10 protein-coding genes and 2 pseudogenes are annotated in these 14,127 nt (G+C 60.1%); 8 read left to right on the top strand and 4 right to left on the bottom strand.

Going from position 1 to position 14,127, the window contains the following annotated elements:
• The 3 genes and pseudogenes from B9A23_RS21250 to B9A23_RS21240 form a co-directional block, all read left to right on the top strand.
• Positions 1 to 423: pseudogene (locus B9A23_RS21250) on the top strand (hypothetical protein); the annotation flags it as partial.
• 42 nt (positions 424 to 465) lie between these two features.
• Positions 466 to 1,869 (top strand): aldehyde dehydrogenase family protein, encoded by a 1,404-nt coding sequence (locus B9A23_RS21245; RefSeq protein ID WP_084281363.1) that lies wholly within the window; start codon positions 466 to 468, stop codon positions 1,867 to 1,869.
• A complete protein-coding gene (locus B9A23_RS21240) occupies positions 1,866 to 3,533 on the top strand; it encodes an AMP-binding protein (RefSeq protein ID WP_084281361.1) in 1,668 nt (555 codons plus the stop codon). Before B9A23_RS21245 ends, B9A23_RS21240 begins: the two co-directional genes overlap by 4 nt.
• Before the next feature lie 20 nt (positions 3,534 to 3,553).
• Here B9A23_RS21240 and B9A23_RS21235 read toward each other — a convergent pair whose 3' ends face one another.
• Both B9A23_RS21235 and B9A23_RS21230 read right to left on the bottom strand, forming a co-directional pair.
• A complete protein-coding gene (locus B9A23_RS21235) occupies positions 3,554 to 4,522 on the bottom strand; it encodes a sugar phosphate isomerase/epimerase family protein (RefSeq protein WP_084281360.1) in 969 nt (322 codons plus the stop codon).
• Entirely contained in the window at positions 4,519 to 5,754 is a 1,236-nt protein-coding gene (locus B9A23_RS21230; RefSeq protein WP_084281359.1) for an MFS transporter, read from the bottom strand. The genes B9A23_RS21235 and B9A23_RS21230 overlap by 4 nt, the downstream gene beginning before the upstream one ends.
• A 73-nt stretch (positions 5,755 to 5,827) precedes the next feature.
• Between B9A23_RS21230 and B9A23_RS21225 the strand changes: the two genes are divergently transcribed.
• The 4 genes from B9A23_RS21225 (at position 5,828) to B9A23_RS21210 (ending at position 10,381) form a co-directional block, all read left to right on the top strand.
• Positions 5,828 to 6,367 carry a gluconate 2-dehydrogenase subunit 3 family protein gene (locus B9A23_RS21225; RefSeq protein WP_139797632.1) on the top strand — a complete coding sequence of 180 codons (540 nt, stop codon included), beginning with the start codon at positions 5,828 to 5,830 and terminating at the stop codon, positions 6,365 to 6,367.
• 16 nt (positions 6,368 to 6,383) lie between these two features.
• Positions 6,384 to 7,949, top strand: a complete 1,566-nt coding sequence (locus tag B9A23_RS21220; RefSeq protein ID WP_084281355.1) for a GMC oxidoreductase — start codon at positions 6,384 to 6,386, stop codon at positions 7,947 to 7,949.
• Between the two features lie 495 nt (positions 7,950 to 8,444).
• Positions 8,445 to 9,401: a sugar phosphate isomerase/epimerase family protein gene (locus tag B9A23_RS21215; protein ID WP_217806653.1), complete on the top strand. Its 957-nt coding sequence runs from the start codon at positions 8,445 to 8,447 to the stop codon at positions 9,399 to 9,401.
• 53 nt (positions 9,402 to 9,454) lie between these two features.
• On the top strand, positions 9,455 to 10,381 hold the full coding sequence (locus tag B9A23_RS21210) for a sugar phosphate isomerase/epimerase family protein (RefSeq protein WP_176218119.1): 927 nt from the start codon (positions 9,455 to 9,457) through the stop codon (positions 10,379 to 10,381).
• Positions 10,382 to 10,503: 122 nt separating this feature from the next.
• Here B9A23_RS21210 and B9A23_RS21205 read toward each other — a convergent pair.
• Together B9A23_RS21205 and B9A23_RS21200 are read right to left on the bottom strand one after the other, a co-directional pair.
• Positions 10,504 to 11,339: pseudogene (locus tag B9A23_RS21205) on the bottom strand (IS701 family transposase); the annotation flags it as partial.
• Positions 11,340 to 11,867: 528 nt separating this feature from the next.
• Positions 11,868 to 12,509: a TetR/AcrR family transcriptional regulator gene (locus B9A23_RS21200; protein ID WP_084281353.1), complete on the bottom strand. Its 642-nt coding sequence runs from the start codon at positions 12,507 to 12,509 to the stop codon at positions 11,868 to 11,870.
• A 108-nt stretch (positions 12,510 to 12,617) separates the two neighbouring features.
• Here B9A23_RS21200 and B9A23_RS21195 point away from each other — a divergent pair, with 108 nt between their 5' ends.
• Positions 12,618 to 13,679, top strand: a complete 1,062-nt coding sequence (locus B9A23_RS21195; protein WP_084281351.1) for an aromatic ring-hydroxylating dioxygenase subunit alpha — start codon at positions 12,618 to 12,620, stop codon at positions 13,677 to 13,679.
• Positions 13,680 to 14,127: the final 448 nt, after the last annotated feature.

Below are 14,127 nucleotides of genomic sequence, written 5' to 3'. Positions count from 1 at the left end.
CACCAGCTTGACCCAAAACCCGCTCTGCGGGACATACCATCACCCGGGTCAATTCTCGATGGAAATACCGGGTCAATTCTCAGCGGAAATCTACACTTTACCTTCAACGCCACAATCGATCTTACGCTCGTCGATGGAGACATGGGCAAGGTGTCGGTTCACCCCGACGTTTCCTACCAATCCAGCCAGTTCTTCGAGGTGCTGAACGTGCCGCGGCTTCGGCAGACGTCATATGCCTTGGTTGGCGGCCACATCGACTGGGAGAGCGCTGACGGCCGGTTCAATGCCTCAGTGTGGGGCAAGAACCTGACCGACAAGTTCTATTTCACGTCACGCGTCGATCTGCTGGCGGGCTTCGGCTTTGATTACAACCACATCGGCAACCCGCGCACTTACGGTGTGACGGTAGGCGCGAAGTTCTGACAATCTGATTTTGAAGGCGTGAATAACCGCCGGGAGAGGACCATGGCTGACTACAAGCTGCTGATCGGCGGCGATCTCGTCGATGGCGAAATGACGATGGATGTGATCAATCCTGCCACCGGAAAGGCCTTCTGCAAGGTACCTCGGGCGTCGGCTTCCCAAGCCGATGCGGCCGTCGCCGCGGCGAAGGCTGCGGTTCCCGGGTGGTCTGCGGTGCCATGGGCGGATCGACAGGCGAAGCTGATCGAGCTTGCTGATGCGATCGCCGCGCGCAATGACGAAATTGCCCGCGCGCTGACCATGGAGCAGGGCAAGCCACTGGCTGAAGCCATGGGTGAACTCGCCTGGACCGATGGTTATCTTCGCCACTACGCCACGCTGGAATTGCCCGAGCGCGTGATCCAGGATGATGACAGCGGCTATATCGCGGTCAGGCACCGCCCGCTTGGCGTGGTCGTCGGCATCATTGCGTGGAATTTTCCGCTGCTGGTCGCGTGCTGGAAGATCGGGCCGGCAGTGCTTGCAGGCAATGCCATCGTGCTAAAACCAGCGCCTACGACGCCCGTGTGCGCACTTATCCTTGGGCAGATCTGCCGCGATGTCTTCCCGGCAGGCGTCGTCAACGTGATCACCGATGCCAACGACCTCGGCTCGCATCTTACCGCGCATCCCGATGTAGCCAAGGTTGGGTTCACCGGATCGACGGCCACGGGCAAACGCATTGCTGCAAGCGGCGCCGATACGCTGAAGCGCGTCACGCTGGAACTCGGCGGCAACGATCCTGCGATCGTGCTGGAGGACGTCGACGTGCGCGAGACCGCGCAGGCGATTTTCGGCAATGCCTTCCTCAACAATGGGCAAGTCTGCTTGGCGGTAACGCGCGCCTATGTTCATGCGGACATCTATGACGCGATGTGTGGCGAAGTGGCACGTCTGGCCGAAGCCGCCGTGGTCGATGACGGATTGCAGCAGGGCACGCAGATCGGTCCGATCCAGAACGCGACGCAGTTTGAAAAGGTGAAAGGCTTTCTTGAGGCGGCGCGAGAGGAGGGAACCATCGTCGCGGGCGGCGACGTGATGGAGCGCGCCGGATACTTCATTCGCCCGACAATCGTGCGCGATGTCACCGATGGTGACCGTATCGTTGACGAGGAGCAGTTCGGGCCGATCCTCCCCTTGATCCGTTTCGATGACATCGAGGACGTCATCGCCCGCGCCAATGCCTCGGAATACGGCCTGGGCGGTTCAGTCTGGTCGAAGGACGTCAAGCGTGCTTCGGAAATTGCCTCGCGCATCGAAAGCGGGCAAGTCTGGGTCAACCAGCACATTGCGATCGGTCCACACATCCCGATGGCTGGCTTCAAGTCCAGCGGGCTCGGCGTTGAACAGTCGATCGAGGGGCTTGGCGAGTATACACAGACGCAGGTGGTGAATATCAAGCGATGACGCAGCTTTCCTACGCCAAGGGCACGACCGACGAGCCCCTACTTGAGAAGACCATCGGGCAGGCCTTGCGCGATGCAGCACAAGCCTGGGGCGATGAACTGGCCCTTGTCTCGCGCCATCAGGACCTGCGCTATTCCTGGGCGCAGCTGGATGCCGAAGTCGATCGGATTGCGACTGGCTTGCTTAAGCGCGGGGTAGAGAAGGACGACCGTGTCGGAATATGGGCTCCGAACCGAGCCGAATGGGCGGTGCTGCAATTCGCCACGGCGCGCATCGGCGCGGTGCTGGTCACGATCAATCCAGCCTACCGGACCAGCGAGGTCGAATATGCGTTGAACAAGGTCGGCTGCACACTTCTGGTGACGGCAGCCAGTTTCAAGACGAGCAACTATGTGGCCATGCTGCGCGAACTGGGGCCGGAAAAGCTCCCGCATCTGCGTAGCATGGTCGTGCTGGGTGGTGAGACGCAGGAAGGGTTCGAAGCGTGGCAATCATTGCGCGCCGAACCTGATCGCGAACGCCTCGCGGCGGCAGAGGCAACGCTCGACTGCAACGATGCGATCAACATCCAATTCACCAGTGGCACGACCGGTTTTCCCAAGGGCGCGACGCTGACCCATCGCAATATCCTCAACAACGGTCACTTTACGGCCCGCGCAATCAAGTTGGACGTCAAGGACCGCATCTGCATCCCGGTCCCGCTCTACCATTGCTTCGGCATGGTGCTGGGCAATCTGGCGGCACTGACCAGCGGTGCGGCAATGGTCTATCCGGGCGAGGCGTTCGATCCAAAGCTGGCGCTGGAAGCTGTCCAGGCCGAGGGATGCACGGCGCTTTACGGCGTGCCGACGATGTTCATCACGATCCTCGCGCAAGACGACCTCGATAGCTACGATGTCAGCACATTGAGAACCGGCATCATGGCCGGATCGCCTTGTCCGGTCACGACCATGGAGCAGGTCATGGACCGGTTGAACATGACCGAGGTTACGATCGGTTACGGTATGACCGAGACAAGCCCGCTGACCACGCAAACCGCGACGGACGATCCGATTGCCGAACGGGTCGGCACCGTCGGGCGGGTCCATCCCCACGCCGAGGCAAAGATTGTCGGCCTTGATGGAGAGACCCTGCCGATCGGGGAGCAGGGCGAATATTGCTCGCGCGGCTATGCCGTCATGCTTGGCTACTGGGACGATGCCGCAAAGACGGCCGAGGCTATCGATGCCGACGGCTGGATGCATTCTGGCGATCTCGCGACCATGGACGAGCACGGCTATGTGCAGATCACCGGTCGCATCAAGGACATGATCATCCGTGGCGGAGAGAACATATATCCTCGCGAGATCGAGGAATTCCTGCTGACACACCCGGCAATCCAGGACGCGCAGGTCTTCGGGGTGTCAGACGAAAAGTTTGGCGAGGAAGTGTGCGCCTGGGTCATTGCGCGAAGTGGTCATTCCCTGTCGACTGACGACGTTCTCAGGCACTGCAAGGGACGTATTGCCCATTACAAGGTGCCCCGTCACGTCCGCCTCGTCGAAGCATTTGCCATGACGGTGACGGGCAAGGCGCAGAAGTTTGAGATGCGCAAGATGATGGAAGCGCAATTGAAGATTACCGAGGCGGAGCAGGGCGGAAGCAGCATCCGCGCTCCCGCCTGACGGGCGAGGGGCCTGTGCTTTCAGGCGACGACCGTGCTCAGGAAACCATGCGAGATCGCGACAGCTGCGAGCCTGTCGCGCTCGAAGGGAGGCTCCTGCTCAACAAAGTAATGCGAAACGCCCGCAGCCTGTGCTGCAGGCAGAATGCGCGACCATTGAAGGCGCCCTGATCCCACTTCGGTGGGCACCTGTTGCATGATGTAGTTGGTACTTGTCGTCGCCTTCACGTCCTTGACATGGACCGCCGCAACACGCCCCTTTAGGCGTCCCAGTTCAGTCACGGGATCACGCCCGGCCGCTGACACCCAGCCGAGGTCCAGCTCGAAATTGACCAGCGCCGGATCTACCTCGCGCAGAAGTACGTCCCAGCCCGTCTGGCCATCAGCGAGAGGTTGGAATTCCATGTTATGGTTGTGATAGCCCAGCCGGATGCCGAACGGTCGCAGCGCGGCTGCGCGTTCGTTGAGGATCTGCGCCGTGCGCTTCCAGTGATCGGGACCCGCTGACAGCAGCGCGTCGCCAATGGCCTTTTGCACATTGCCGCCGGTCGGAACCGAAAATGCCTCGGGCAAGGGATACAGCGGAAGGAATGCCTGATAGATTCCGAGCGTGTTGAGCGCATCGGCAAGTTCCTGAGGCGAGGTCAGCAGATTGATCGAGCCGCCGTTGAACGGTCCCGGCATGTTCAGGTGTATCGAGCTGAAGCGGACACCCGCCTTGTCGCCGGCTGCCCGAAGATCCTTGGGTGTGCGGTTGTAGAAATTGGGCAGCTCGATCTCGGAAAAACCAATTTTCGCAACGCTGGCAAGCGTCCCCTCCAGATCCTTCACCGGCAGATCGCCAAGCGTGTATAGCTGGAGCCCTATCGGTTTGCCGATCCGCTTGAAGAACGGCTTGCCCTTGCCTGCAAGGGCCGATGCGGGGAGCGCGAGGGATAGTCCTGCAGCACCCAGTCCGCCAAGGATCGTTCGACGGTCAGCAATCATCATGCAGTCTCCACTTCGTGGTCTGGGCCATGGGTTTTGGGCCGGAAGGCCAGCAGCAGGATCAGCGCGCCAAAGGTCGCGAGACCGGCCGGGACCAGAAAAACCTTTGAATAATCGGTCATGCCATTTGCATCGGTAAGGCGGGTAACGAGAGCCGGGAAGGCGAAGCTCGCGACCACGTTGCCTGCTCCAAGGATCAGCAGGTTGAAGAGACCCTGCGCGCTGGAGCGCACGTCGGACGGGAAGGCTTCGTCGACGAAGATGTACACGGTGGCGAAAAAGAATGCGTAGCAAATCCCGTGCAGTAGCTGGATAGCAATGATCGCAGGCACGGAATCCGCGAGGAACGCGAAGGCAAGGAAGCGGGCCGCGTGGCCCATGATCCCGATGATCATCGTCGTACGCCAGCCCAGCTTGGCCAAGACCCGGCCCAGAACCAGCATGGTCAGGATTTCAGCCACCTGGCCGAGGCTGAGCACCAGCATCGACAGGTTGCCGGCGATACCCACGCGCTTGGTAAGGTATGCGTCTGACAAGACGAAGTAGCCGTTGTGTACGATGGAATCGATGAACGTCACGGCAAAAAGCACCGCGATGACCGGCGTACCCAAAAGGCGGATGGCGCGGCGCCAGGCGAGCTTGTCGACGCTGTCGCTCGTACGTGGCGGCGTATGTGGCAGAGTGAGCGAAAATAGAGCCATCGCGAAGGAAATCGCGGCCGCCACGAAGAAGATGGATCGCACTTCATGAGCATCGGCCTGAGCGCCGAGAAGGAACACGAAGGGCCAACTGGCCATGATCCAGCCGACCGTGCCGCCCGAGCGCACGGTGCCGAAGTCGCTGGGCTTTTCGAGATTGGCAAAGGCCATCGTATTGGCGACCGAAAGCGTCGGGACATACACCAGGCTGTAGATCATGTAGCAGATGAAGAATGGGACGAATGATGTGCTGAGCGCGACCCCGATCAGCGCCATCCCGCCGATGGCGTGGCTGCCCGCAAGGAAACGCTCAGCAGAAAACGTGCGATCCGCGAACTGGTTCGAGAAAAAGATCCCGACGATTGAGGCGATGCCCCAGCAAGTGCCGACAAGGCCCTGCTGCGCAGCATCGAACCCCAGCATTCCCATGTAGGGAAAAAGCTTCGGCGCCCATGCCCCCCAGACCGCGACCTGCAGCGCCATCATGATGAATAGGCGCAGCTTCAATGATAGCGTTGACAATCTGTGATTCCCCATCCCATACCTGTTTTGACAACGTTGCCAAAATTTTCGGACAACACAACAGTTGATCGGCGCGGGAGAGATATCGATGCAGACGTCAGCGTTGAATCGCCGTGAAACCCTGGGCGGGCTGGCCATGCTTCTGGGTGTTTCCATCTTGCCAGCAGATGTCTTGGCGAAGGCGGCAAAGGCGCAGGCGCAACTTCCTGGCCCAATACATTCGCTGGCCGCCGCTTATGCCGATACCCTCATACCGAGGACAGACACTCCTGGCGCCGTCGATGCCGGCGTTCCTGCGCTTTTTGCCGCCTTACTTGCCGATTGGGCATCGCCCCAGACCCGGGCAAGCCTGCTTGATGCCTTGCGGAAGATCGATGCTGCAGCAGGCGCGGGCGGCTTCGCAGCGAAAGCTGCGGCGCAACGCAAGGCAATCCTCGCGCCATACGATCAGGCAAACTTTGCTGACTCCGGCTATCGCCGCCTGCGGGAACTGATGCTGATTCTCTATTACTCCAGCGAACCCGGGGCGACGGTCGTATTGCGTTATGAACATGCGCCGGGCGCGTTCGAACCGTCGGTGCCCATCACCGCACAGACTCGCGCCTGGGCTGGCGCCGGATATATTTGAGGGGGAGGGCGGAGCAATGTTTGACGCCATTGTAGTCGGATCAGGCATGAGCGGCGGCATCCCCGAAGAGGAACTTGCGCGAGACTACCCGATCCAAAGACAGTGCTACGCCGTTTCTACGGCCACCCAGCAATACTGGGTGAAAGACAGCGAGCATCCCTACGAGACGCCTGAAGGAAAACCTTTTTCGTGGATCAGGGGCTATCACCTCGGTGGTCGCTCCATCATGTGGGGCCGGCAAACCTACCGCATGTCGGAAATGGACTTTCAGGCCAATGCGCTTGACGGACATGGTTCGGATTGGCCGATCCGTTACGCCGATCTCGCCCCCTGGTACGATCATATCGAGCGGTTCATTGGTGTTTCTGGCTCGAGCGAAGGGCTCGATCAATTGCCGGACGGACAGTTCCTTCCCGCCATGCCGATGAATGACGCGGAAAAGCTGTTCAAGGCGAAGGTCGAGCAAGCCTTCCCGGACCGCAAGGTCATCATCGGCCGCTGCGCCCACCTTACCGAAACTCGTCCGCATCATGAGGAGTTGGGGCGTAATCCCTGCCAATACCGCTCACTTTGCGAGCGCGGCTGTTCGTACGGCGCCTATCACTCAAGCCTTTCGTCGTCCCTTCCTGCTGCCGAGCGCACCGGCAACCTGACAATCGTGACCGATGCGATCGTCCATTCCGTGATTACTGACCCCAGGACTGGGAAAGCCACGGGCGTGCGGGTGATTGACCAGAATACGCGCGAGGCCCGCACATATGACTCCCGCATCGTGTTCCTGTGCGCCTCGACAATCGGCACCGCGCAGATCCTGCTGAATTCGCGCTCCGACGCCAATCCCCGTGGGCTTGCAAATTCATCCGACATGGTCGGGCGTAACCTGATGGACCATATCTATGGCGTGGGCGTATCGGGCACCGTGCAGGGACCGGACACCTACTATCGCGGGCGCCGTCCAAACGGACTGTACATTCCACGCTTCTACAATCTGCCCGGCAAGCAGAGCGAGGTCGACTTCATCCGCGGCTTCGGCTTCCAGGGCGCCATGCAGCGCGTGAACTGGCGTCAGATGGCGACGTCTCAGCCCGGCGTGGGTGAAGAACTTAAGGCGCGTGTGCGCAAGCCAGGCCCGTGGATGGCATTTTTCGGCGGCTTCGGGGAAATGCTGCCCAATCCGGATAACCGGGTTACCCTGTATGCCAGCAAGGTGGACAAGTGGGGGATACCGCTGGTCAACATCGACTGCACTCACGGTGAAAACGAGAAGAAGATCGTCTCGCGCATTCTTGTCGATGGCAAGGCAATGCTCGAGGCCGTGGGCGCCACCAACATTCAGGTGCGAGACAAGATCAATCCGCCCGGCCTCGGCATCCATGAGATGGGCACCGCTTGCATGGGCAAGGACCCGCGCAAGTCAGTCCTCAACGGGTACAATCAGGCGCACGATGTGCCGAACCTGTTTATAACCGATGGTGCGGCCATGGCTTCCAGCGGATGCCAGAACCCCTCTCTGACCTATATGGCCCTCTCGGCACGTGCTGCCTTCCACGCCAGCGAGGTTTTGAAGGCTGGAAGTATTTAGCCGGACGCCATGACGCCCTGATATAACCAGCCCCTCGAAAATCACTGCCGCGCGACTGGCGCACTCGTCGACGATAGTTATGCGCATGGCCGCCTGGTGCGCGGGGCTAGGAGACGTCTTGAGAGGTTCATGCTCATGGCAGCTTCCGTCAGGCCAAGTGCCGTTCGCCGCTAGTGCTCTTAATTACCGATAAGTCCCGGATCTGCTCTTTCAACCTTTTAGGGGCAGTGTGAATGTATGGCCGTTCTCGATACCCTCACCAATGGGGGGCGAACATCGGATCTTAACGCGGTTGCACCCAACCCGAATAAGTGGTCCGCTCAAACTGCGGGAGCGTCGTAATCTCGGAAATGCAATTACGCCTGCTGCATCACCCTGTCTGGCATAATCACATCCGATCTGCCTCACTTAGTGAACCGCCATTGCTTAATTAGAATCATTATTCTATAAGCTTTGCTTCAAGCTGGGTCGATGAATGCTCAAGGGTAGAGGCGCGTGGACAAGATCAAGTGGCAGTACGCCGATCACTGGCGAACGGATTCGCCCAAGGGGCCGGTCAACCAGTTTGCCTCACGTGCAGAAATGGACCGCTTCATCAAACAGATCGCTGCGGTTGGTCTTAGTGGCGTGGGCATGTTCGCCTGGAACCTCGGCGCAGTCTCGGCGATGTTTGGCGGCCTTCCGGCCTACAAGACCTTTCTTGAGGAGCGAGGGATCGAGAAGATCGTCGACCTGTTCTGGTGTCAGCCGCAGGCAAGCCGGGGCATGACGATCCACGATCCGGAGCACAAGGGCCGCGTGATCGGCATGCTGGATCATTTCGCCGGGCTTGCCGCCGGGCTGGGCGTCGAAAACCTGATCGTCATGCCGGCTCATTGTTATTCCGACACCGAACCGGTGACAGTTGACCGCATCCAGGTGCTTGCCGACCTGTGGAACACGGTTGGCCGCATGTCCTTGGAAAAACACGGAATGAAGCTTGGCTGCCACCACGAATTCTGGTGCGGCATCCGTTCGCAAGGCGAGATCGACCAGTTTTATGCGCTGACCGATCCGGCATATGTGAACCTTTACATCGACACCGCCCAGCACGTGATCGCAGGCGTCGATCCGGTAGCTCTGTTTCGCCAATATGCGCACCGCGTTAACGGCTTTCACTTCAAGGATACCCGCCACGTCGACATGGTCGAAGACTATCGCAGCCAGCCCGACCCCGAACTTTGTGCAAGCACTACGCCGCGCTGGTTCTGGGAAATGGGGACGCCCGGTGGTCTGGTCGATTTTCCCGCCCTGATGCAGGCCCTGAAAGATCACAATTATGAAGGCTGGATCGGCGTCGAACACGACAAGGCCGATATTGGCGGCGGGAACTATCCCGAAAGCACAGCACTGGCCATGTGGTACGCGCGCAACGTGCTTGAACCGATCTATTACGGAAAGGCTGCGGCATGACCTTGCGCTGGAGCTACGCGCTCAACCAGTGGAACAACGGCCATGACCGCTTCGTGCTGCGCGAGGCGCACACAAATGCGTTCAAGACGCTGGCGGTCAGCGGATTCAATGCCGTTGAAATTCCCTGCGGATCCGGCCGGTGGGAACCATTGGGCCGCAAGGACTGGATCGAGAAATTCTACGGTTCAGTGGATGCGCTGCGCACTGAGATGACGAATTGCGGCATCAACGCCGTTTCCAGTTATTACTTCAACCCGGCAGAACCGATCTTTGAGGAAGGGGCTTACGGTCTTTCGGTTTTGAACCCGGCTGATCACGGCCGCATCCTTGGCACTCTGCGCCAGTATGCCGATTTGCTGCCTGCGCTTGGTGGCGATACGCTCGTGGTGCGCGCGCTGCCGAACTGGAACGACAAGACCACAGTCGACGTCGCAACAATGCAGGTGGCTGCCGATTGCTGGAATGCCGTTGGCGCGATGCTGTCACCAGCCGGCGTCAGGCTTGCGCTCAATTTCGACTGCCTGACCATGGCCCGGAGCGAGCATGACATCACCCTACTGGTCGATCTTTGCGATCCGGCGACGGTCGGCCTCTCGCTCGACACGGCAGACGCAGCGATCATGGGGCTCGATCCTGTGGCTATGATCAACCGTTTTGCCGCCCGTCTCATCCATGTCCAGCTAAAGAATGCGCTCGAGCGCGATACGCTGGATGAATACAAATTGGCCTTTCCCGACAAGTTCATGCTTGCCGGCGGCGGCGCGCGCCGCATTGCACGTTGGTACTGCGAGTTGGAACATGAGGGCGGCATCGTGGATGTCAGCAGTTGTCACCGCGCGCTGGTGGCGCAGGGCTTTTCCGGTTGGATCGTTGTAGAAAGTGACCAGAGCCCTGTTCCTGCGACTAGCGCGATGCTGAACGGCTGGTTTGTGAAAAATGAGCTTGAGGCGATTTCTGGCATCACTTTGGCAGAAGTGTAGACGGGCTGGGATCGAGCGAGCATCCGCAGTGAGGGCATTGCAATGGTGGAGAGCGTGACAGGCAGTCAATAATGGCTTGGCGCACTGCTGTCAGGCTGGGTTGCGGCGGCGGGCCACAGACCCTTTTTTTCCGGCCCGCCTTGGGCGATCCGGCGGAATTGCAAGAAGGCATAGGCCATCATCGTCATCAATGCGTTGCGATGGAGCCCGGTCCAGGACTGGCCCTCGAAGTGGTCGAGGCCGAGTTCTTTCTTAAGTTGCTGATGGGCCTGCTCGCCAACCAGCCAAGCTTCCTTTCCCGGCATGTGCTGGGCTCCAGCGGAGCCGATCCGCTGGGGAGCTCCGTCGGCGATGCGCACGCGCACAACAGCAAAGCGTGCGCTCAGGCGTCCCTTCGTTCCCTTGCGCCAACTGATCTGACGCCACTTCACGTCTTCAAGCATGGCGTGTGCAGCGCGAGACTTGGCGTCTGGCACGTGCTGAACCCGCGGTCGCCCGCGAGCCGCCACCGGGAAGATCAGGTGCACATTGGACAGGCAGACCTTTTGGTGCCGCGGGATGCCGACGGCCCAGCAAAGGCCGCGCTCGCTCAGTGCCTGCCGGAACGGAGCCGACAACCCATAACCAGCGTCTGGCAGTTTGCGTTCTTGCCCAGCGCTGTAGCGTATTGCGGCGCGACGCCAACCGACGCCGTGCCCGTATTCGGCAACGCGGTGTCGTCAATGATCAGCCAGGCTCCGTCACCGCCCACCAGCTCATCCGGCTGACTCCACAAGGTCGCTTCCAGCGGCGCGCTGTCCCACAGGCCCGCCCCGATGAAATAATGCAGCCGGTCATAAGCGATGGCGTCAGACCGGGCTGCCATGGGCTGGATACTCTTGCGATCACCCGACCCAATCAGCCCGGCGATATAGGCCGGACACATCCGGCGCTGCGTCTTGTTACCCAGCCAGCCCATATACGGCTCAAGCCACCGCTCCAGGTCCGAACGTCAATCCTCGTCCATCGCCAGCCTCCGTCAAAGCTGGCTCCCCAAGAATTACGCATTACGTGCCAGGGAAATTCCAAAACCACACTTTTGCCAAAGTAGTGTTAGAACAAGGCGCTGCCGCAAGAATCTTGCATTCTGGTTCGCCGATACGCTGTATTGGGCCAGTGTTTAAAGCATTCGCTAGCGGCTGCTTCGTAGATACTGTCTCGATCCACCTGCGCTGGCCAGAGGCAGCTTTCGGCGCAACCTGACTTACACCGGCCAATGAGCTATCGGTCGCTTTGTCCCAGACCAAGTCTTCCACCGTTCGGAAAACCCAATGAACCAACGGCATCAATCGAAAATGTCACACTGAAGCGCGAACGTCTTGAATCAAGGCGTCTTTCCCACGTCCATCGATGGAAGCAGCCGACCAAGCCGGTGTTAGATCGAGACGAGACCTGCCGAAGGCCGCTCGAGCCTGCGCTCATTGCAGGGCTTCCCGTATGGTCGCGGTCAGCGGAGCAGGACTGAGCTGACGATGTGGCTAATGGCTTGCTCAATGGCCTTGCTTGACAAGGGGTCATGACTGGTAAACTGACGGATCAGCTCGGAATTGCCGAAGGTCACCAGGGCTGACCCGATCATGGTGAAATAGGCAAGCTCTGGTGGTGTCCCGCGCAAGTAGCCTGCCTCGCCGAGTTGCTCGAACAGGGGGCGGAGCGCGGCCCATACCGGCCGGGCGAAATGGTTGGCCAACCAATCGCTGCGATCCGAATCTACGGACATCTCCTGCAGCATGAGCCGTGTTAGCCCTGAGTTCTGGGCAAAGCACCGGAGCAATTCGGGCAGGACAAGCCGCGCCGCAGACGCCGTGTCCAGACCGGCCGAGGTTGGCAAGACGGCCTCCACCCGGTGCAAGGGCTCGGACGCGAAGGCTTCGACCACCCCGCGCCACAACGCAATCTTGGTTGGGAAGTAGTAGGTCAGATGGCCCTGCTCGATCCCCGCTTCGGCCGCGATCGTGCGGACGCTGGCGCCGGCGAAACCGACCCGCGCGAAAACCTGCAGTGCCGTCTCGAGCACCCTCTTGCGGTTCGCGGCACCGTCGTAGCGCGGTGGGCGGGGCATCGCCTTGGTTTTGGCCGCAATTGTCATTGCAGAATTGTGCCTAGGCGCGGGGCAAACCACAAGGGTTAAGTTTGATATTTGACAAAGAATGAGTTTGTCATATGACAAAGCCGAGATTCAAGCCGGGAGACCACCATGTATCCGCTGTCCGTTGACCAGCCATATCCTCGTGAGCAATGGTGGGTCGCGGCCTACTCGTCCGAAGTCGGACGTGACGTGCTGGCGCGCGACATCCTCGGCGAGCCGGTCATCCTGTATCGGACCGAAGCCGGCGAGGCTGTGGCACTGGCAGGCATTTGCCCGCATCGCGCATTTCCGCTCAGCAAGGGCTGCCTGGTCGGCGATGCCGTCCAATGCGGGTACCATGGCTTCCGGTTTGGTGCGGACGGCAAATGCCAGCACGTACCGAGCCAGACGGGGGTGCCGCAGAACGCGCAGCTCCGCGCCTATCCCCTATTCGAGCAGGCCGGCCTGATCTGGCTGTGGACCGGCTCGCCGGGGCGCGCCGATCCAGGACTTGTTCCTGATCTGCACAGTTTGGGCCTGGGTCGCGACGACTGGGCTGTGGAGCAGCACCCAGTTGTCACGGTTGCGGCGCGCTACACACTGCTGATCGAGAACCTGCTCGACCTCAGCCACGTGACCTTCATTCATCACAGCACCATTCCGGCGGGCGAAAAGGTTGCCGCCATTCCGGTCGACGTCATCGAGACGGAGGCCAGTTTAACCGTTCAGCGGCGGGGGGAGAACCTGCCGCTAAATCCACTGCTCGCAACACAGTTTCCGGGGCAACTTGGTCCGTTCCATCAGCACTTCGATGCTGAATATCTCGGACCATGTCTGATCCGCACTGGCGGGGCGATGTACGATGCTGCCAGCGGAAAGTTGCTGGGCGTGCAGAACTACCTTCATCTGCTGACGCCCGCAGGTCCCTCGCGACTGCACTACTTCGTAAACACCGCGCGCAGCTTCGGGATCGATCGCCCCGAACTGGGCGAGATGCAGGTCGCCATGGGTTCGCGGATCCAGCCGGAAGATATTGAGGCCATCGAGGCGATCGAACAGGTTCTGCAGTCACGTGCGACCATGCCCCGCGAGATCAGCGCCCGAGTGGACACCGGCGCGCTGAAGGTCAGGCGCCGTCTGGAAATGCAGATCAGGTCGGAGAGCCAAGGCGTGGCGCGACACGGCGAGTGAGAAGGGGCGAATCGCGCAGGGCTGAATTCCTCACGGACGGCCCGTCTTCACGCCGCCAGCCAGACACAGGAAGGAATAAGGAGATGTGACGATGCGCGACCAGCGCGGGGTGGTGCGAGATGGGGGGAAGGGCACTTCGCTACACGCCGGCTCTCAGCCCAAAAAGCCCACTGGCAGACGGATCAGGAAACCCTAGCAACCGCCTAAGCACTGTCCTTCAGAATTGACTCAGCGAAGGTAAATGTAAGACCGGTTCCAACGCCGTGTTTTGGGCCGATGAACTTCGACTTTTAACGCGGCAGTTTGCCATGCCTCTGGTTCCATTTACCCCCGGGACAGCCGCCTGATCCAAAGCACTCAGCCAGCAATGCCGAAAGTAATCCGGCGACGCTCGAACTTTTGATCAAAGGCACTGTGCATCGCCATCTCTCGAACAATTAACCGGCAT

Origin of the sequence: Novosphingobium sp. B1 (genome assembly GCF_900176395.1) — a bacterium.
In the GTDB taxonomy this organism is placed as follows: domain Bacteria; phylum Pseudomonadota; class Alphaproteobacteria; order Sphingomonadales; family Sphingomonadaceae; genus Novosphingobium.
Note: the sequence above shows the minus strand (reverse complement) of the source record. Positions and strands in the feature narration are given on the sequence as shown.